A 19,104-nucleotide genomic window follows, 5' to 3' on the forward strand; every position below is an offset into this window, starting at 1 on the left:
AATTTTGCCCGGAATGGTCACAGACCGGTAACTTGCCCCCGGCTGAGGTCATATGCCCCCCACCATCGTCATTAAGGCCCGATCCGGAGGCCGGTGGGACGAACGCAGCGAGGAGGCGGCATGACCGAGCTGTGGAACTGGAGAATCGACGGGGTACCCCCGGTGGAGGTCTACCCGGCGCTGGCCGAGGCCCTGGGGCGGGTGGTGATGCCGCTCGCGGTGGCCGACCCCGCCCGGCTGCCCACGTACGCGGTGATCTGCGACGTCTGGGAGGCGCCGGGGGAGTTCGGCACGATCGTGGACTGCTACGGGGTGCCCGAGAGTCTGCCCGAGCTGCCCGGCGTCGCCGCGCTGGCCCGGCTGCTCGGCCGCAACTGCCTGCTGCGCGACGACACCCTCGACGCCGGCCGGCACCTGCTGGTCGCGCCGGACGGCACGATCCGCCCGGTGCACTTCGACGTCGCCGAGACCGACGACGGCGAGGTGCTGGGCAACCAGCGCCTCTGCACGCTGGCCCACCCCGGTTGCCGGGGCTGGTCGCGGTGCCACCGCTCCAGGTGGGCCCCGGACTCGGTCGTCCCGGCCCTGGCCGCCGCCTGACCGGGCCGGGCCCCGCCGGGTGGACCGGGAGGCGGCCGTCGCCGCCCCTCGACACCGTGGCCGGGAGCCCGGCACGCCCCAGCCGGCCGTCCGGCGGCACCCTGCCGGCTCCCGGCGGCACCGCAGCCGGGTCGCGGCGAAGGGCCCGGCCCGGGTGCGGCCCGCCCGGGGCGGGCCCCGTCCGGCTCAGCCTCGGGCGGCCGGCTGCTGGCCACCGCCGCGGACCACGAGCTGGTCCAGCAGGGTCGCGGTGGCCTCGGCGACGGCGGCCACCGCCGCGTCGAACGCCGCCGCGTTGTGCGCGGCCGGCGCCCGGAAACCGGAGATCTTCCGGACGTACTGCAACGCCGCCGCCTCGACGTCGGCCCGGGTCACCTCCGGCACGTACGGCTCACGCAAGGTCTTGATGCTTCGGCACACGGCTCCTCCTCGTTCGGATCGATCGGCTCGCCCGGATACGCTGTCCGGGTCATGACTACCGCAGCCGCGGGCAGCCCGCGCACCTACCAGGTGCGTACGTACGGCTGCCAGATGAACGTGCACGACTCCGAGCGCATTTCCGGCCTGCTGGAACAGGCCGGCTACGTGCGTGTCGCCGAGGCCGACGACAACCCCGACGTGGTGGTGTTCAACACCTGCGCCGTCCGGGAGAACGCCGACAACCGGCTCTACGGCAACCTGGGTCATCTGCGCCCCGTGAAGGACCGGCATCCCGGGATGCAGATCGCCGTCGGCGGCTGCCTCGCCCAGAAAGACCGCGGCGACATCCTCCGCAAGGCCCCCTGGGTGGACGTGGTCTTCGGCACGCACAACATCGGCTCGCTGCCGGTGCTGCTGGAGCGGGCCCGGCACAACGCCGCCGCCGAGGTGGAGATCCTCGAATCCCTCGACGTCTTCCCCTCGACGCTGCCGACCCGGCGCGAGTCGACGTACGCCGGCTGGGTGTCGATCTCGGTGGGCTGCAACAACACCTGCACGTTCTGCATCGTGCCCGCCCTGCGCGGCAAGGAGAAGGACCGCCGCCCCGGCGACATCCTCTCCGAGGTCCGTGCCCTGGTCGACGAGGGCGTGCTGGAGGTGACCCTGCTCGGGCAGAACGTCAACTCCTACGGCGTCGAGTTCGGCGACCGGTACGCCTTCGGCAAGCTGCTGCGCGCCTGTGGCGAGATCGACGGGCTGGAGCGGGTCCGGTTCACCAGCCCGCACCCGAAGGACTTCACCGACGATGTGATCGCCGCGATGGCCGAGACCCCGAACGTCTGTCACTCGCTGCACATGCCGTTGCAGTCCGGCTCCGACGACGTGCTGAAGGCGATGCGCCGGTCGTACCGGTCGGAGCGGTACCTGGGGATCATCGAAAAGGTGCGGGCGGCGATGCCGGACGCGGCGATCACCACCGACATCATCGTCGGCTTCCCCGGCGAGACCGAGGCGGACTTCCAGCGCACCCTGGACGTGGTCCGCGAGGCCCGGTTCTCCTCGGCGTTCACCTTCCAGTACTCCAAGCGCCCCGGCACCCCGGCCGCGACGATGGACGGCCAGCTCCCCAAGCAGGTGGTCCAGGAGCGGTACGAGCGGCTGATCGCCACGGTCGAGGAGATCACCTGGGCGGAGAACAAGCGGTTGGTCGGCGAGGCCGTCGAGGTGCTGGTCGCCGTCGGCGAGGGCCGCAAGGACGAGCGCACCGGCCGGATGTCCGGCCGGGCCCGCGACGGCCGCCTGGTGCACTTCGCGACGGGCGTAGCCGGAGCGAACGGCCAACTCGGCGCGACGGGCGTAGCCGGAGCGAACGACCAGCCCGGCGATGCGGGGTCCCTCGCCGGGCGGATCCGCCCGGGGGACATCGTGCACACCACCGTCACGTACGCCGCCCCGCACCACCTCAACGCCGACGGCGAGCCGCTGTCGCACCGCCGTACCCGGGCCGGCGACGCCGCCGAGGCCGGCCGCTCCCCGCGTACCCCCGGGGTGTTGCTCGGGCTGCCCACGATCGGCGCGCCGGCCGCGGCGCCCGCGCCGACGACCGGCTGCGCCGCCCACTGACGCGGTCGGGGCCCGCCGCGCCGGCGGGCCCCGACCAACGTCCGGAGGGCCAGACCGTGATCTTGCCGGCGCCCGCGCAAATTCTCAGAAAGAGGGCCTAACAGCGCTGGCGAGACCACGCTTTCTCTGAATTTGCGGGTGCCGCTGCCCGGGCGCGGGGTGGGCGCGGGGTGGGCGTGGGACGGCGGAAGCCCCCGGTCCGCGAGGGCGGGCGGGGGCTTCCGGGGGTGAGGTTGGGTCAGCCGGCCTGCTCGGCGAGCTGGAGGAACTGGCGCTTCGAGGCGAGCGCCTGCTCGGCCTCCTTGACCCGCCGGGCGTCGCCGGCGGCCTGGGCCCGGGCCAGCCGATCCTCGGCCTCGGCGACCTGCACCCGCATCTGGGCGAGCAGCGGGTTGTCCTCCTTGGTGGTCCGCCGCCACGCGGAGTCCATCACCTCGCGGACCTTGTCGTCGATCGCGCGCAGCCGGCGCTCCAGCCCGGCGGCGGCCTCCCGTGGCACCCGGCCGGCCTCGTGCCACTGCGCCTGGATGTCCCGCAGCTTGGCCTGGGCGCCCTTCGGGTCGCTGTCGATGTCCAGCGCCTCCGCCTCGGCGAGCAGCGCCTGCTTGCGCTCCAGGTTGGCCCGCTGCTCGTTGTCCCGGGCCGAGAAGACCTCGCTGCGCCGGGTGAAGAACGCGTCCTGGGCCGCCCGGAACCGTTCCCAGAGCTTCTGCTCGGCCTCCTTGGAGGCGCGCGGGGCCGCCTTCCACTGGGTCATCAGGTCCTTGAGCTGGTTGGCGGTGGCCGCCCAGTCGGTGGACTCCTTCAGCTTGTCCGCCTCGGCGACCAGCTCCTCCTTGACCTGCTGCGCCTGCTTGCGCTGCGAGTCCAGGGTGGCGAAGTGGGCGCCCCGGCGGCGGGTGAAGGCGTCCCGCGCGGCGGCGAAGCGCTTCCACAGCTCACCGTCGGTCTTCTTGTCGACCCCACGGACGGTCTTCCACTCGTCGAGGATCTCCTTGAGCCGGTCGCCGGCGGTCTTCCAGCCGGTCGACTCGGCGGCCAGCTTCTCCGCCTCCTCCACCAGGGCGGTCTTGCGGGCCAGTGCCTCGACCCGGGCCGCGTCCTTGGCGGCGCGGGCCTCGCCGGCCTTCTCCTCGGCGACCGCGGCGAGCTTCTCCAGCCGCGCGGCCAGCGCGTCGATGTCGCCGACGACGTGCGCCTCGGCCAGCGAGGCGCGGATTCGGCGGATGGTGGCCAGCGATCCGCCGGCGTCAGCCGCACCCGAGTTGAGCCGTGCCTCGGTCAGGTCCACCTCGGTGACCAGGTCCGCGAAGCGGCGGGCGAAATGGGCCAGCCCCTCCTCGGGGGCCCCCGCCTGCCAGGATCCGACCACCCGCTCGCCCTCGGCGGTCTTGACGTAAACGGTGCCGTCCGCGTCCACCCGTCCGAAGGCCGTCCAGTCGCTCATGTGCCCATCCTCGTTCTCCCGGCGTCGACGGGACAGACCCGCGATCGCCGCCACGGCGCAGCCAAGTTACTCCCGGCATTGTCACAGGTCCGACCCCGTCCGCGTCGAGCGCCTGTCGTCGACCGTGACCATACGGTGTCCTAGGCCCCGGACGACCGGATCGGTGCGGGGACGCACCGGTGGGTCCGGCTACGGTGAACGGGTGCCTCTGGTCGCCGCCGCAGTCTGTCCCCACCCGCCCCTGATCGTGCCGGAGGTGGCCGGCGCCGCCGCCGGCGAGCTGGACGGACTCCGCGCCGCCTGCGCCGCGGCGGTGGCCCGGCTGCTCGCCGCCGGGCCGGACGCGATCACGCTGGTCGGCGCCGGGCCGCGGACCCTGTCGTTACGGTCCGCCGACTACGGCTCGCTGCGGCCGTACGGGGTGGACCGGCACGTGCGGCTGTGGCGGGTCAACTGCGCGGGGGGCGAGCGCCTCCCGCTGAGCCTGACGATTGGCGCGTGGCTCCTCGGCCGCACCGGCACCAAGCTGCCCCGGTTCGCGCACGCGATCGCCGCCGACGCGTCCCCGCAGGAGTGCGCCCGACTCGGCGCCGAGCTGGTCGGGGCGGCGGACCACCGGATGGCGCTGCTGGTGCTGGGGGACGGTTCGGCCTGCCGCGGGACGAAGGCGCCCGGCTACGACGACCCGCGCGCGCGGGTGTACGACGACGGGGTGGCCGGGGCCCTGGCCGACGCGGACGCCGAGGCCCTGCTCGGCCTGGACCCGGCGCTGTCGGCGGAGCTGAGCGTCGCCGGCCGGGCGCCCTGGCAGGTGCTGGCCGGAGCGGTCCGCGCGGCGGGCGGCGACTGGCGCGGCGAACTGGGCCACCACGAGGCGCCCTACGGCGTCGCCTACCTGGTGGCCAACTGGGAGCCGGCGTGAGTGCGGCGGACCCGGGCGGCGCACCGGGCGGCACGGTGGTGGCGGTGGTCGGGCCGACCGCCGCCGGCAAGTCGGCGCTGAGCATCGCCCTCGCGCACGCCCTCGACGGCGAGGTGGTCAACGCCGACTCGATGCAGCTCTACCGGGGGATGGACATCGGCACCGCGAAGCTCACCCCGGCCGAGCGGGAGGGCGTGCCGCACCACCTGCTCGACATCTGGGAGGTGACCGAGCCGGCCAGCGTCGCCGAGTACCAGCGGCTGGCCCGCGCGGCGGTCGACGACGTCCTGGCCCGGGGCCGGGTGCCGCTGCTGGTCGGCGGCTCCGGCCTGTACGTGCGGGCGGTGCTGGAGCGGTTCGAGTTCCCCGGCACCGACCCGGCCGTGCGGGAGCGGCTGGAGGCGGAGCTGGCCGAGGCCGGCCCGGCCCCCCTGTACGCGCGGCTGCGCGCGGCGGACCCGGCCGCGGCCGAGGGCATCCTGCCCGGCAACGGCCGGCGGATCGTCCGAGCCCTGGAGGTGATCGAGCTGACCGGGGCGCCGTTCACCGCGTCCCTGCCCGAGCCCACCCCGTACTACCCGTCCGTGCAGCTCGGGGTGGACCTGGACAGCACGGCGCTGGACGAGCGGATCGCGCTTCGGGTGGACCGGATGTGGGCCGACGGCCTGGTCGCCGAGACCCGGGCCCTGGCCGGGCGCGGCTTGCCCGAGGGCCGCACGGCCAGCCGGGCGCTCGGCTACCACCAGGTGCTGCGCCTGCTCGCCGGAGAGCTGACCGAGACCGAGGCGCACGACGAGACGGTCCGGGCCACCCGCCGGTTCGTCCGCCGGCAGCGCTCCTGGTTCCGCCGCGACCCCCGGATCCACTGGCTGGACTCGGCCGCCCCGGGCCTGGTCGCCGACGCCCTGCGGCTCGTCTCCGCCGCTGCGCGATGATGGGGGCGTGGAGTTCACCAAGGGGCACGGCACCGGCAACGACTTCGTCATCCTTCCCGACCCGGACGGCGCACTCGACCTGACCCCGGGGATGGTCGCGGCGCTGTGCGACCGGCGGCGGGGCCTCGGCGCGGACGGCGTCCTGCGGGTGGTGCGGGCCGCCAAGCACCCCGAGGGCGCCGCGCTGGCCGGCGACGCCGAGTGGTTCATGGACTACCGCAACGCCGACGGGTCGGTCGCCGAGATGTGCGGCAACGGCGCCCGGGTCTTCGTCCGCTACCTGCTGGAGACCGGGCTGGCCACGCCGTCCGGCGCGGCGCTGCCGGTGGCCACCCGGGCCGGCGTCGTGCGCGCGCTGGTCGAGGGCGACACGGTCTCGGTCGAGATGCGCCGCCCCCGGCCGTACGCCGCGGCGACCGCCGCCCTGGGCGGGCTGACCCTGCCCGGCACCGCCGTGGACGTCGGCAACCCGCACCTGGTCTGCGCCCTTCCCGGCGGCCTGGACCTGGCCGGCCTGGACCTGACCCGGGCGCCGGTGTTCGACGCCGGGGTCTTCCCCTGCGGGGTGAACGTCGAGTTCACCGCCCCCGGCGACCCCGTCGGCGGCACCGACGTCCACGTGCTCATGCGGGTCTACGAGCGGGGATCCGCCGAGACGTTGTCCTGCGGCACCGGCGCGTGCGCGGTCGCCGCGGTCGCCCTGCGCGACGCCGGCCGGGACACCGGCACGGCGACGGTCGACGTCCCCGGCGGTCGCCTCACGGTCACGGTCACCGACGACTCCTGCTGGCTCGCCGGCCCAGCCCTCCTGATCGCCACCGGCACCATAACCCTCCCCCCCTCCTGACCCCCTGCCCCCTTTGGCCGGGCCAAAATTGGGGGCAGGGGGGTCAGGAGGTCAGGGGGTGGCGCTGGCGGTGGCGGCGATCTCCGGGAGGTCGGACGGGCCCGGGTCGGCGGCCGGGGGCGGGGCCGGGGACTGGGCGGCGGCGCGCACGGCGGCGGCCACCGCCGGGGCGACCCGGGAGTCGAAGACGCTGGGGACGATGACCGTCGGGTTGATCTTGTCCTCGCCGACCACGTCGGCGATCGCCCGGGCCGCGGCGATCGCCATCTCCTCGGTGAACTCCTCGGCGTGCGCGTCCAGCATGCCCCGGAACACGCCCGGGAAGGCGAGCACGTTGTTGATCTGGTTCGGCTGGTCGGAGCGGCCGGTGGCCACCACGGCGGCGTGCTTGCGCGCCTCCCGGGGGTCGACCTCCGGGTCCGGGTTGGCCAGTGCGAAGACGATCGAGCCCTTGGCCATGGTGGCGATGTCGTCGCCGGTGAGCAGGTTCGGCGCGCTCACCCCGATGAACACGTCCGCGCCGCGCACCGCCCCGGGCAGGTCGCCGGAGTAGTTCTCCTTGTTGGTGTTCTCGGCCAGCCACTGCCAGGCCGGGTTGAGCCCGGTCAGGCCGCGGTGCAGGGCACCCTGCCGGTCGTACGCGATGATGTCGCCGACGCCCTGGCGCAGCAGCAGCTTCATGATCGCGGTGCCGGCCGCGCCGGCCCCGGAGACGACCACCCGGACGTCCGCGAGTTGCTTGCCCACCACGCGCAGCGCGTTGGTCAGCGCGGCCAGCACGCAGATCGCAGTGCCGTGCTGGTCGTCGTGGAAGACCGGGATGTCGAGCAGTTCGCGCAGCCGGGCCTCGATCTCGAAGCAGCGCGGGGCGGCGATGTCCTCCAGGTTGATCCCGCCGTACGCGGGCGCGATCGCCTTGACGATCGCCACGATCTCGTCGGTGTCCTGGGTGTCCAGCACCACCGGCCAGGCGTCCACCCCGCCGAACCGCTTGAACAGCGCCGCCTTGCCCTCCATCACCGGCAGCGAGGCGGCCGGCCCGAGGTTGCCCAGGCCGAGCACGGCCGAGCCGTCGCTGACCACCGCGACCGTGTTGCGCTTGATGGTGAGCCGCCGGGCGTCCGCCGGGTTCTCCGCGATCGCCATGCAGACCCGGGCCACCCCCGGGGTGTACGCGCGGGACAGCTCGTCGCGGTTGCGCAGCGCCACCTTCGAGCTGACCTCGATCTTGCCGCCGAGGTGCAGCAGGAACGTGCGGTCGGAGACCTTGCGGACGTCCACCCCGTCGAGCGCGGTGAGCGCGTCGACCACCTGGTCGGCGTGGCTGGCGTCGGCGGTGTCGCAGGTCAGGTCGACGAGCACGTGCGTCGGGTCCGAGTCGACCACGTCCAGCGCGGTGACGATCGCCCCGGCCTCGCCGACCGAGGTGGTCAGCCGGCCGATCGAGGAGGCGTCCGCGGGCACCGCGATCCGGATGGTGATCGAGAACCCGGCACTCGGAAGTCGGGTGATGGCCACGGGAATGCCTCCGTCAACGCTGATCGGCCGGTCGTATGTCGCCCCGCATTTCTACTCGCCCGCACAGGTCGCGTCGCATTCGCCCCCACTTTTGGTGGTCTTCGCTACGGGCATATAGCGGGTGCGTCCGGCGTTGTCACGTGTCAGGATTGCTCGTACGCGACGGAAAGCCGTCGCTCCGCTACAGAACGGTCAGGAGGCGCAGCTTGCGCGACCAGGAGACCTACGTACCCTTCTCGGACGATGAGCTCGACGCCACCACCGGCGAGTTCGAGCTGTCAGAGCGGCAGGCGCTGCGGCGGGTCCCTGGCCTCTCCACCGAGCTCACCGACATCAGCGAGGTCGAGTACCGCCAGCTCCGGCTGGAGCGGGTCGTCCTCGTCGGGGTCTGGACCGAGGGCAGCCAGACCGACGCCGAGAACTCCCTCACCGAGCTCGCGGCGCTGGCCGAGACGGCCGGATCGCAGGTGCTGGAGGGGCTGATCCAGCGCCGCAGCCGCCCCGACCCGGCCACCTACATCGGCCGGGGCAAGGTCGACGACCTCGGCTCGGTGGTGCTCTCCACCGGCGCCGACACGGTGATCTGCGACGGGGAGCTGTCCCCGTCCCAGCTACGGAACCTGGAGCAGCGCACCAAGGTCAAGGTGGTCGACCGCACGGCGCTGATCCTCGACATCTTCGCCCAGCACGCCAAGAGCAAGGAGGGCCGGGCGCAGGTCGAGCTGGCCCAGCTGCAATACCTGCTGCCCCGGCTGCGCGGTTGGGGCGAGACGCTGTCCCGGCAGACCGGTGGCTCCGGCCGCGGCGGCGGCGCGGGCGGCGGCGTGGGCGTGCGCGGTCCCGGTGAGACCAAGCTGGAGACCGACCGGCGGCGCATCCGCCACCGCATCTCCAGGCTGCGCCGGGAGATCAAGGGCATGCGGACGGTACGCCAGACCAAGCGCGCCCGCCGCTCCCGCAACTCGGTGCCCGCCGTGGCCATCGCCGGCTACACCAACGCCGGCAAGTCCAGCCTGCTCAACCGGCTCACCGGGGCCGGGGTGCTGGTGGAGGACGCGCTGTTCGCCACCCTGGACCCGACCACCCGCAAGGCCACCGCCGCCGACGGCCGGATCTACACCCTCTCCGACACGGTCGGCTTCGTCCGGCACCTGCCGCACCAGATCGTCGAGGCGTTCCGCTCGACGCTGGAGGAGGTCGCCGAGTCCGACCTGGTGGTGCACGTCGTCGACGGCACCCACCCGGACCCGGAGGAGCAGGTCCGGGCGGTCCGCGAGGTGCTCGCCGAGGTGGGCGCCGACCGGCTGTCCGAGCTGCTGGTGGTCAACAAGACCGACGCGGCCGACGAGGAGACCCTGCTGCGGCTCAAGCGGCTCTGGCCGGACGCCGTCTTCGCCTCGGCCCGCTCGGGGCGGGGGATCGACGGCGTGCGGGCGGCCATCGAGGAGCGGCTGCCCAGCCCGGCGGTGGAGGTCCGCGCGGTGCTCCCGTACGACCGGGGCGACCTGGTGGCCCGGGTGCACCGGCAGGGCGAGGTGCTCAGCACCGCCCACCTGCCCGAGGGCACGCTGCTGCACGTGCGGGTCGGCGCGGCGCTCGCCGCCGAGCTCACCCCGTACGCGGCCGACGAGGCACCCGTCGTCGCCCGCACCCGGTGAGCGGTGTCCCGGGAGCCGGCGCGCCGGCTCCCGGGATGCGCCCGGCGTGCGGGCCGGTGGCGGCGCGCAGGCCACGTCCCTGATGCGGCGGCGGGCGTGAGTGGCGACTCAACGTCGGCGTCCCGGCGTGACCCTGCTGTTCATCCAGACATGCGACACTGACTCCATGCGCCGTGCTGTTTCCTCGGTCACGGTTGCCCTCGGCCTGATCGGGGCGACCGTGGCGCTCTCCGGAGCCGCCCTGGCCGCGCCCGCACCGGGGGCCGCCGCACCTCAGCCGACCCCCGGCAAGAAGCGCTGCACGGTGACCGACGAACGACTGCGGGAGCTCTCCGGCCTGGTGGCGACCAAGAGCGGCTACGTCGTGATCAACGACGGCACCGACGTCGAGAGCCGCAAGCGGGTGTTCTTCCTCGACACCAAGTGCAAGCTGGCGAGGGAGCCGGTCCGCTACTCCGGCAACGGCCCGTTCGACACCGAGGACCTGACGCTCTCGCCGGACGGCAAGAAGCTGTGGATCGCCGACACCGGCGACAACATCACCAGCAGCCAGCGGCGGGAGCGGGTGGCGGTGTGGAGCATGCCGGCCGACGGGTCGGCCAAGCCGGTGCTGCACCGGCTCTCCTACCCGCAGGGCAAGCCGCACGACGCCGAGGCGCTGCTGATCGGCGACGACGGAAAGCCGCTGATCATCACCAAGGTGGCCAGCGGCAAGGCCCAGATATTCGCCCCGTCGGGCGCGCTCAGGACCGGCGACACCGAGCCCGTGCCGATGACCGGGGTCGGCGAGGTCTCGTTGCCGAAGACGAACACCCCGAACGTGCTGAACACGATCGGCCGGGTCGCGATCACCGGTGCCGCCCGGTCCCCGGACGGCACGAAGGTGGTGCTGCGCACGTACGCGGACGCCTTCGAGTACGACGTCTCCGACGGCGACATCGTCGGCGCGCTGACCGGCGGCAAGCCCCGGGTGACCCCGCTGACGGACCCGTTCGGCGAGGCGATCTCCTACACCCCGGACGGCAAGTCGTTCGTCACCGTCTCCGACGGCGGGGAACTGGCCCCGGACGACCCGATCGACATCCTGGGCTACACCCCCGCCAGCACCGGTGCCGAGGCGCTGACCGGTGGCGACGGCGGCCCGCCGAAGCCGGCGGCGGAGAAGTCCTGGATGGAGGGGCTGAGCCTCGACGAGATCACCTACCTGATCGCCGCAGTCGGCGTGGTCGGCGCGCTGATGGTCGGCGCGGGCATCGTCGGCATCGTGCGGGCACGCAAGCGCCCCGCCCCGGCCGACGACCCGAAGGCCGGCCCCGACGGGCCGGAGCGGGACGAGTTCCCGCTTGACGACGGCCCGGCCGAGCGCGGCTACGGCCGCCCCGCCGACGGCCCGCCGCCGGGCGGGGGCCGTGCACGGGACGGGGACCGTTCGCGGGGCGGGTTCTACGGCGGCGCGCCGGCCGGCGGTGGCGGCTACGGCGGGGCCCCGGCGACCGCCGGCCCGGCCCGGGCCTCCTCCGGCGGGGTCTACGGTGGCGGTGGCGGCCGGCCCGCCGGTGGCGGTGGCCGTCCCCAGGGCGGCGGGGTCTACGGCGGCGGTGGTGGGGGCCGCCCGGCCGGCGGCGGCGTGTACGGCGGCGGCGGACAGCCCGCCGGCGGCCCCCCCGGCGGGGGGCAGCAACCCGGCGGGAGGCAGCCCGGCCGGGACGGCCGGCCGGTGCGCGGCGGGGCCTACGGCGGCGGGCGGGCCGAACCCGGCGGCGGGCGGGCCGAACCCGGCGGCGGGCGGGCCGAACCGCCCCGACGGGGGCGGGACCCTCGGGATCCCCGCGACCCCCGCGCGGGCCGGCACGGTGAGGGCGGGCCTGACGACGGGCCGGGCGGCTACGGTGGCCCGCCGCCCGGCAGCGGTCGCGAGTATCGCGGCGACCGCTACTGACTGACCACTGACTGACCACTGACTGAGTGACCGCCCGGTGCGGCCACGGATCCCGGGGGGCCCGGTCGTTCGGCCGCATGGTCGACGATCGTCGCCGAGGCCCCGTCGGGGGCGGCGGTCGCCCGGGCAACGGCCGCCGTGGCGACCGCTGCCCGGGGGCGGTCAGATCCGGCGCAGGACGGCGACGACCCGGCCCATGATGGTGGCGTCGTCGCCGGGGATCGGGTCGAAGGCCGGGTTCTGCGGCATCAGCCAGACGTGGCCGTCCCGGTGGCGGTAGGTCTTGACCGTCGCCTCGCCGTCGAGCATCGCCGCGACGATCTCGCCGGAGTCGGCGGTCGGCTGCTGCCGGACCACCACCCAGTCCCCGTCGCAGATCGCGGCGTCGAGCATCGAGTCGCCCTTGACCTGGAGCATGAAGACCTCGCCCTCGCCCACCAGTTCGCGGGGGAGGGGGAAGATGTCCTCCACCGCCTGCTCGGCGAGGATCGGCCCACCGGCGGCGATCCGGCCCAGCATCGGCACGTACGCCGGGGTGGGCCGCTGCGAGCGGCTGGCCTCGTCGTCGATCACGTCGCTGGGGGCCCGGACGTCCACCGCGCGCGGCCGGTTCGGGTCGCGGCGCAGAAAGCCCTTCTTCTCCAGCTCCTTGAGCTGGTAGGCGACGCTGGACGGGGAGACCAGGCCGACGGCCTCGCCGATCTCCCGCACGCTCGGCGGGTATCCGTGCCGCTCGACCCAGTTGCGGATGAACTCCAGGATGCGGCGCTGCCGGGCGGTGAGGTCGACCGTGGCCGGGTCGGGAAAGCTGCTGACCACCGGGGTGACCGGGCGCACGGCCGGCTGCCCGGTCCGGCTGCGCGCGGCGCGGGGGCGCCGAGTGGCCGGCGGACCCGCCTCGGCGATCTGCTGCGGGTTCTTCGGCCGGCTGGCCCGGTCCTCGGTCACGTCCGTCCTCCCTGGTCGGCGCTGGGTGCCTCGGCGGCTCGTGGTGCGTGCGGGGGTATGGCGACCGGTCGGGATGGAACCACCCGCGCCCGGTTGTTCTTGACCGTATAGGTGGGATCGGTCATTTTCAAACATCTGTACGACCTTCACCGGCGTGTCGGAGCGGGAAAGCAGGAAATCCGAACGCCTGTTCTGGTAAATGGTACGCGGCTCTCGAACGTCAGTTCGAGTCCCGGCGTTCCCGGCCCGGGTTTCCCGGGCCTCGGCGGGTCGGCCGTGACCGGGGGGAGCGGTCCCGCGTTGGGGCTTTCGGCGAGCCGGGGAGGGGGAGTGTGCGACGTGATCCTGATGACGCGCCGGGCATGCCGGCGAACTTGATTTCGGTTCGCCGGGCGCATACGGTCGACCCCTAGATGTAGTAGTCACATGGGCGTAAGTCGCCTACAGGTTGGGTTCGACTACCGACCGCACTCCCTGCTACCGCACCCGGTGGCGGTCCCCGCGCGGGGACCGGTGCCGTGGTTCCGCGCGTCCGGGGGTGCCCGGTGTGCCCGCCGTCGATGAAGGAGGTCAGGCGATGCGGTGCCCGTACTGCCGGCACGCCGACTCCCGGGTCGTCGACTCGCGGGAGGCCGACGACGGCCAGTTGATCCGTCGACGGCGGTCCTGCCCGGAGTGCGGCAAGCGGTTCACCACCGTCGAGGAGGCGGTGCTCGCGGTGGTCAAGCGCAGCGGGGTGACCGAGCCGTTCAGCCGCACCAAGATCAGCGGCGGGGTGCGCAAGGCGTGCCAGGGGCGACCGGTCGACGAGGACTCGATCGCCCTGCTCGCCCAGAAGGTCGAGGAGACCGTCCGGGCCAGGGGGGCCGCCGAGATCCCCAGCCACGACGTGGGGCTGGCGATCCTCGGCCCGCTGCGGGACCTGGACGAGGTGGCGTACCTCCGCTTCGCCAGCGTCTACCGCTCCTTCGACTCGCTGGCCGACTTCGAGCGCGAGATCGAGACACTGCGGGCCGCCGCCCGCGCCCGGGAGGGCGCCGGGGCGGACGGCGACGCCGGGGCGGCGGCGGGGGCCGCTGGCCGTACCAACTGATTTCTTCTGGTTTTTGACAGTTCGACGCGCGGCGGGTGACCGCGCAGACGAGGGGGCGGATGAGATGGCGGGGGACGGCGTGACAACCAGCCGGACGCGGACGAAGGCCGGCGCGGGGCTGAAGATCGAGCGGGTGTGGACCACCGACGGGGTCCACCCCTACGACGAGGTGACGTGGGAACGTCGCGACATCGTGATGACGAACTGGCGGGACGGCTCGATCAACTTCGAGCAGCGCGGGGTCGAGTTCCCCGAGTCCTGGAGCGTCAACGCGGCCAACATCGTGACCACCAAGTACTTCCGGGGCGCGGTGGGCACCCCGGAGCGGGAGTGGTCGCTGCGGCAGCTCATCGACCGGGTGGTCAGCACCTACCGCAAGGCCGGTGAGGAGCACGGCTACTTCGCCACCCAGGCCGACGCCGAGGTGTTCGCCCACGAGCTGACCTGGATGCTGCTGCACCAGGTGTTCAGCTTCAACTCGCCGGTCTGGTTCAACGTCGGCACGCCGTCGCCCCAGCAGGTATCCGCGTGCCTGCCGTACGACTCGCTGGTCAGCACGCCCAGCGGGCTGGTGCCAATCGGCAAGCTGGTCGAAGAGAACGCCGTCGGGACCAAGGTGTACGACGGCAACAGCCTGACCAAAATCGTCGCCGTCAAGGCCAACGGGGTGCGCGAGGTCATCCGGCTGCACACCAAGGCGGGTTACCGGCTCGACGTCACGCCGGACCACGTGGTGTGGAAGAGCACGGGTGACGGGACGGGCCGTTGGGTCGAGGCCGGCACGCTGACGGCTGGCGACCAACTCGAGTGGCACCGCACGTACGCCTACGGCGAGAGCGAGATCGACCTGCGGGAGATCCGCGAAGCCGCGCTCGCCGGCTGGTTGCAGTCCGACGGGTTCGTGGGTCAGTACGACGAGGGCACGAACCGGTCGTTGACGATCGAGGCGATGACGGTCAACGACGACGAGTTGGACTGGGTCACCGGTACCCTCGACGAGATCTTCGGCGGCGCTCACCGGCACGAGCGCACGGTGGCGACGCAGAGCGACGAGCTGGACTGTCGGCGTACCCGCCTCTACGGCGAGCGCCTGCGTCCGTTCGTGGAGAAGTGGGACCTGCTCACGCGCGGCGTCGGGATGGAGGTGCCGGAGCAACTCTTCACCGCGCCGCTGCCGGTCGTGGCGGCGTACCTGCGCAGCATCTTCCAGGCCGAGGGCTACGTCTCGGCGCGCGAGCAGTCGACGCTCGTCGCGGTGGACATGATCTCGGAGAAGCTGATCCGTGGCGTGCAGAGCCTGCTGCTGCGCTTCGGGATCTTCTCCCGCGTCGGGCACAAGCCGGACCCACGTCCGGACCGCAAGGACTGCTGGTCGGTCCGGATCCAGAACGACGGCGACCGGGACCTGTTCGCCACGCACATCGGGTTCATCGGCGCCGACAAGATGGCCAAGCTCGAACAAAGCTTCGCCAAGCCGGGTCGGCCGGCCAACGACGTCAAGCGGCTGGAGATCGACCACGTCGAGCCGCTCGGCACGATGGAGGTCTACGACATCCAGACGGAGAGCGGCGAGTTCCTCGCCGGCAACCTCCGGGTGCACAACTGCTTCATCCTCGCCGTCGACGACTCGATGGACTCGATCCTCGACTGGTACAAGGAGGAGGGGCTGATCTTCAAGGGCGGCTCCGGCTCCGGGGTCAACCTGTCCCGGATCCGCTCCTCCCGCGAGCTGCTCTCCTCCGGCGGCACCGCCTCCGGCCCGGTCAGCTTCATGCGCGGCGCGGACGCGAGCGCGGGGACCATAAAGTCCGGCGGGGCCACCCGGCGCGCGGCCAAGATGGTCATCCTCGACGTGGACCACCCGGACATCGAGGAGTTCGTGATCACCAAGGCGCGCGAGGAGGACAAGATCCGCGCGCTGCGGGACGCCGGCTTCGACATGGACCTCGGCGGCAACGACATCGTCAGCGTGCAGTACCAGAACGCCAACAACTCCGTCCGGGTCTCCGACGAGTTCATGTCGGCGGTGGAGAGCGGCGGCGGCTTCGACCTGCGCGGCCGGCTCGACGGGCAGACCATCGAGACCATCGACGCCAAGAAGCTGTTCCGCACCATCTCGCAGGCCGCCTGGGAGTGCGCCGACCCCGGCCTCCAGTACGACGACACCATCAACGACTGGCACACCTGCCCGGAGACCGGCCGGATCACCGCGTCGAACCCGTGCTCGGAGTACCTGCACCTGGACAACTCCTCGTGCAACCTGGCCTCGCTCAACCTGATGAAGTTCCTCCGCGCCGACGGCAACTTCGAGGTGGAGAAGTTCGTCAGGTCGGTCGAGTTCGTCATCACCGCGATGGACATCTCGATCTGCTTCGCCGACTTCCCGACCGAGAAGATCGGCGAGACCACCCGCGCCTACCGGCAGCTCGGCATCGGGTACGCCAACCTCGGCGCGCTGCTGATGGCGTCGGGCCTGCCGTACGACTCGGAGCAGGGCCGCTCGGTCGCCGCCGCGATCACCTCGCTGATGACCGGTACCGCGTACCGCCGCTCGGCCGAGCTGGCCGGCATCGTCGGCGCGTACGACGGCTATGCCCGCAACGCCGAGCCGCACAAGCGGGTCATGCGCAAGCACGCCGCCGCCAACGACGCGATCAAGCCGGCCGGCACCGTGGCCACCGCCATCCAGCGGGAGGCCACCAAGCAGTGGACCCAGGGCAACAAGGTCGGCGACAAGTTCGGCTGGCGCAACGCGCAGGCCAGCGTGCTCGCCCCGACCGGCACCATCGGCCTGATGATGGACTGCGACACCACCGGCGTCGAGCCGGACCTGGCGCTGGTCAAGTTCAAGAAGCTGGTCGGCGGCGGCTCGATGCAGATCGTCAACCAGACCGTCCCGCGCGCCCTGCGCAGCCTCGGCTACCCCGAGGAGCAGGTCGAGGCGATCGTCGAGCACATCGCCGACCACGGCCACGTGGTGGACGCCCCCGGCCTCAAGCCGGAGCACTACCCGGTCTTCGACTGCGCCATGGGCGAGCGGTCCATCGCGCCGATGGGGCACGTGCGGATGATGGCGGCCGTCCAGCCGTTCATCTCCGGCGCCATCTCCAAGACGGTCAACATGCCGGAGCAGGCGACCGTCGAGGACGTCGAGAAGATCTACTTCGAGGGCTGGAAGCTCGGTCTCAAGGCGCTGGCCATCTACCGGGACAACTGCAAGGTCGGCCAGCCGCTGTCCGTGGCCAAGCCGAACAAGGCCGTGGCCGAGGCCCCGGCCGCGACCGCTGCCGTCGAGCCGGTGGTGGAGAAGGTCGTCGAGTACCGCCCGGTGCGCAAGCGGCTGCCGAAGAAGCGCCCGTCGCAGACGGTCAGCTTCTCCGTCGGCGGTGCCGAGGGGTATCTCACCGCGTCGTCGTACCCGGACGACGGCCTCGGCGAGGTGTTCCTCAAGATGTCGAAGCAGGGCTCGACCCTGGCCGGCGTGATGGACGCCTTCTCGGTGGCCATTTCGATCGGCCTCCAGTACGGCGTCCCGCTGGAGACGTACGTCAGCAAGTTCACCAACATGCGCTTCGAGCCGGCCGGCATGACCGACGACCCGGACGTGCGGATGGCCGCCTCGGTGATGGACTACATCTTCCGCCGCCTGGCCCTGGACTTCCTGCCGTACGAGCGCCGCGCGGAGCTGGGCATCTTCACCGCCAAGGAGCGGGCCGCCCAGTTGCGGGCCGAGGCGGAGGCGGAGAGTGCGTCGGTCAGCGGTGCGGAGCTGACCGCGATGGCCTCCTCCGCCCCGGTCGAGGCGCCGGAGACGAAGACCGGCCCCGTCGCCCAGCCGGCGCGGGAGGTCGCCGACGTCGCCGCCGCCAAGCCGGCGCCGTCGGTCGGCTCCAGCACCGAACTGCTGGAGGCCGTGATCGGCAAGGCCGCCGACGCGCCGCTCTGCTTCACCTGCGGCACGAAGATGCGCCCGGCGGGTAGCTGCTACGTCTGCGAGGGCTGCGGCTCCACCAGCGGCTGTAGCTGAAACTGGGCCGAATTGCGTCTGAGGCAACATTCGGCACTCACTGATCGAGTGTGAGAGTTGTTGGAACGGAAGGGGAGTCGGGTGTTGTCCCGGCTCCTCTTCCGTGGTGGAGCAAGGGATCCGCTGTAGGCCCGCGTAACTGATTCAACGATGTTGCGTTGAGTGCAACGTGCGGGGTAGTGCTCACTTGCCGGGTTCTGCGGCGGCGCTGCTGCCTGATGGGGTTGTCCCATCTTGATCCGGCGGCGGCGGTGTTCGTCGCGATGGTGGAGGGCTGGGAGACGCAGCAGCGTGCTCGGTTTTTGAAGGCGGACACCATCGCGGCGCGGGTGGCGTTGGTGCGCCGGCTGGTCGAGTTTTCCAACCAGTACCCGTGGCAGTGGCGCCCCGCGGAGGTTGAGGCGTTCTTCGATCATCTGCGGTCCGGGCCGCGGCCAATCGTGGTGTCCACCGCGCGCGGTTATCAGACCACGCTTCGGCTGTTCATGGAGTACGTCACGGATGCGCGGTACTCCTGGCCGATGGTATGCCACCAGCGTTTTGGCCAGGCACCGTCGCAGATCTTCCATGAGGCCAACACGATCGTGCATGTCACCGAGTACGAGGGGCAGCCGCACCGCCGTCCCTTGACCTATGACGAGGTGCAGGCACTCTTCGACGCCGCCGATGCGCGGGTGGGAGTGATCCGTTCGCGGGGCGCAAGGGTGCGCTGGCCGCGCTGCGGGACGCCGCGCTGTTGAAGACAATCTACGCGTTCGGCCTTCGTCGTCGAGAGGCGTGGGGCCTGGATCTGGCTGACTTCCGGCACAACCCGAAGGCACCGGCATTCGGGCGGCACGGAGCGGTGTTCGTCCGGTACGGGAAGTCTTCGAACGGCAGCCCGCCGAAGCGCCGGACCGTGTTGACCATTCCGGAGATGGACTGGATCGTTCCTGTGCTGGAGCACTGGCTGGGTGAAGCTTCGGCCGGCCTTCTCACCCGGTGCCCATCCCGCCATGTGGGTTACGGAGCGCTGAGGTCGATTGGCGCGGCGGAGGATCAACGCGGCGTTCGAGGCCGCCCGTGACGCCGCCGGCCTGCCTTCCGAGCTTGACCTGCACTGCCTACGCCACAGTTACGTCACGCAC

At 72.5% G+C, this 19,104-nt stretch carries 13 protein-coding genes and 3 pseudogenes; 12 read left to right on the forward strand and 4 right to left on the reverse strand.

Annotated features, from left to right (window positions below; translation table 11 throughout):
* Positions 1-120: 120 nt before the first annotated feature.
* On the forward strand, positions 121-600 hold the full coding sequence (locus C5N14_RS06940) for a hypothetical protein (RefSeq protein WP_117666581.1): 480 nt from the start codon (positions 121-123) through the stop codon (positions 598-600).
* Between the two features lie 186 nt (positions 601-786).
* Here the strand turns inward: C5N14_RS06940 and C5N14_RS06945 are convergent, their stop codons facing one another.
* The gene (locus C5N14_RS06945) at positions 787-1,020 is read right to left on the reverse strand and encodes a DUF2277 family protein (protein WP_117666583.1); all 234 of its coding nucleotides are present in this window, start codon (positions 1,018-1,020) and stop codon (positions 787-789) included.
* A gap of 51 nt (positions 1,021-1,071) precedes the next feature.
* On the opposite strand from C5N14_RS06945, the gene miaB reads away from it, so the two are divergent.
* Positions 1,072-2,643: a tRNA (N6-isopentenyl adenosine(37)-C2)-methylthiotransferase MiaB gene (gene miaB, locus C5N14_RS06950; protein ID WP_117666585.1), complete on the forward strand. Its 1,572-nt coding sequence runs from the start codon at positions 1,072-1,074 to the stop codon at positions 2,641-2,643.
* Between the two features lie 238 nt (positions 2,644-2,881).
* Here miaB and C5N14_RS06955 read toward each other — a convergent pair whose 3' ends face one another.
* Positions 2,882-4,090 (reverse strand): DUF349 domain-containing protein, encoded by a 1,209-nt coding sequence (locus C5N14_RS06955; RefSeq protein ID WP_117666587.1) that lies wholly within the window; start codon positions 4,088-4,090, stop codon positions 2,882-2,884.
* A 202-nt stretch (positions 4,091-4,292) separates the two neighbouring features.
* Here C5N14_RS06955 and C5N14_RS06960 point away from each other — a divergent pair, with 202 nt between their 5' ends.
* Genes C5N14_RS06960 through dapF form a run of 3 tightly spaced genes read left to right on the forward strand, consistent with a single transcriptional unit; the run spans position 4,293 to position 6,794 of the window.
* Positions 4,293-5,012 carry a hypothetical protein gene (locus C5N14_RS06960; RefSeq protein ID WP_117666972.1) on the forward strand — a complete coding sequence of 240 codons (720 nt, stop codon included), beginning with the start codon at positions 4,293-4,295 and terminating at the stop codon, positions 5,010-5,012.
* Positions 5,009-5,947 carry a tRNA (adenosine(37)-N6)-dimethylallyltransferase MiaA gene (gene miaA / locus C5N14_RS06965; RefSeq protein WP_117666588.1) on the forward strand — a complete coding sequence of 313 codons (939 nt, stop codon included), beginning with the start codon at positions 5,009-5,011 and terminating at the stop codon, positions 5,945-5,947. Before C5N14_RS06960 ends, miaA begins: the two co-directional genes overlap by 4 nt.
* Positions 5,948-5,954: 7 nt before the next feature.
* The gene (gene dapF / locus C5N14_RS06970; RefSeq protein ID WP_117666590.1) at positions 5,955-6,794 is read left to right on the forward strand and encodes a diaminopimelate epimerase; all 840 of its coding nucleotides are present in this window, start codon (positions 5,955-5,957) and stop codon (positions 6,792-6,794) included.
* A gap of 51 nt (positions 6,795-6,845) precedes the next feature.
* Here dapF and C5N14_RS06975 read toward each other — a convergent pair whose 3' ends face one another.
* Complete coding sequence (locus C5N14_RS06975) at positions 6,846-8,312, reverse strand: NAD-dependent malic enzyme (protein WP_117666592.1); 1,467 nt, start codon at positions 8,310-8,312, stop codon at positions 6,846-6,848.
* Positions 8,313-8,518: 206 nt separating this feature from the next.
* Between C5N14_RS06975 and hflX the strand changes: the two genes are divergently transcribed.
* Positions 8,519-9,970 (forward strand): GTPase HflX, encoded by a 1,452-nt coding sequence (gene hflX, locus C5N14_RS06980; RefSeq protein WP_117666594.1) that lies wholly within the window; start codon positions 8,519-8,521, stop codon positions 9,968-9,970.
* A gap of 166 nt (positions 9,971-10,136) precedes the next feature.
* Positions 10,137-11,909, forward strand: a complete 1,773-nt coding sequence (locus C5N14_RS32020; protein ID WP_165878042.1) for a hypothetical protein — start codon at positions 10,137-10,139, stop codon at positions 11,907-11,909.
* Between the two features lie 162 nt (positions 11,910-12,071).
* Here C5N14_RS32020 and lexA read toward each other — a convergent pair whose 3' ends face one another.
* Entirely contained in the window at positions 12,072-12,857 is a 786-nt protein-coding gene (gene lexA, locus C5N14_RS06985) for a transcriptional repressor LexA (RefSeq protein WP_117666596.1), read from the reverse strand.
* A gap of 577 nt (positions 12,858-13,434) precedes the next feature.
* Between lexA and nrdR the strand changes: the two genes are divergently transcribed.
* The 5 genes and pseudogenes from nrdR to C5N14_RS32885 all read left to right on the forward strand — a co-directional run bounded on the left by nrdR (position 13,435) and on the right by C5N14_RS32885 (position 18,717).
* Positions 13,435-13,950, forward strand: a complete 516-nt coding sequence (gene nrdR / locus C5N14_RS06990) for a transcriptional regulator NrdR (RefSeq protein ID WP_117666598.1) — start codon at positions 13,435-13,437, stop codon at positions 13,948-13,950.
* Between the two features lie 64 nt (positions 13,951-14,014).
* Positions 14,015-14,482 (forward strand): annotated as a pseudogene (locus C5N14_RS34100) (vitamin B12-dependent ribonucleotide reductase); the annotation flags it as partial.
* Positions 14,483-15,364: pseudogene (locus C5N14_RS34105) on the forward strand (LAGLIDADG family homing endonuclease); the annotation flags it as partial.
* Between the two features lie 177 nt (positions 15,365-15,541).
* Positions 15,542-17,977: pseudogene (locus C5N14_RS34110) on the forward strand (vitamin B12-dependent ribonucleotide reductase); the annotation flags it as partial.
* Positions 17,978-18,195: 218 nt separating this feature from the next.
* On the forward strand, positions 18,196-18,717 hold the full coding sequence (locus tag C5N14_RS32885) for a hypothetical protein (protein WP_243639229.1): 522 nt from the start codon (positions 18,196-18,198) through the stop codon (positions 18,715-18,717).
* The last annotated feature ends 387 nt before the right edge of the window (positions 18,718-19,104 follow it).

The sequence above is a fragment of the Micromonospora sp. MW-13 genome (genome assembly GCF_003434305.1).
GTDB lineage: Bacteria > Actinomycetota > Actinomycetes > Mycobacteriales > Micromonosporaceae > Micromonospora.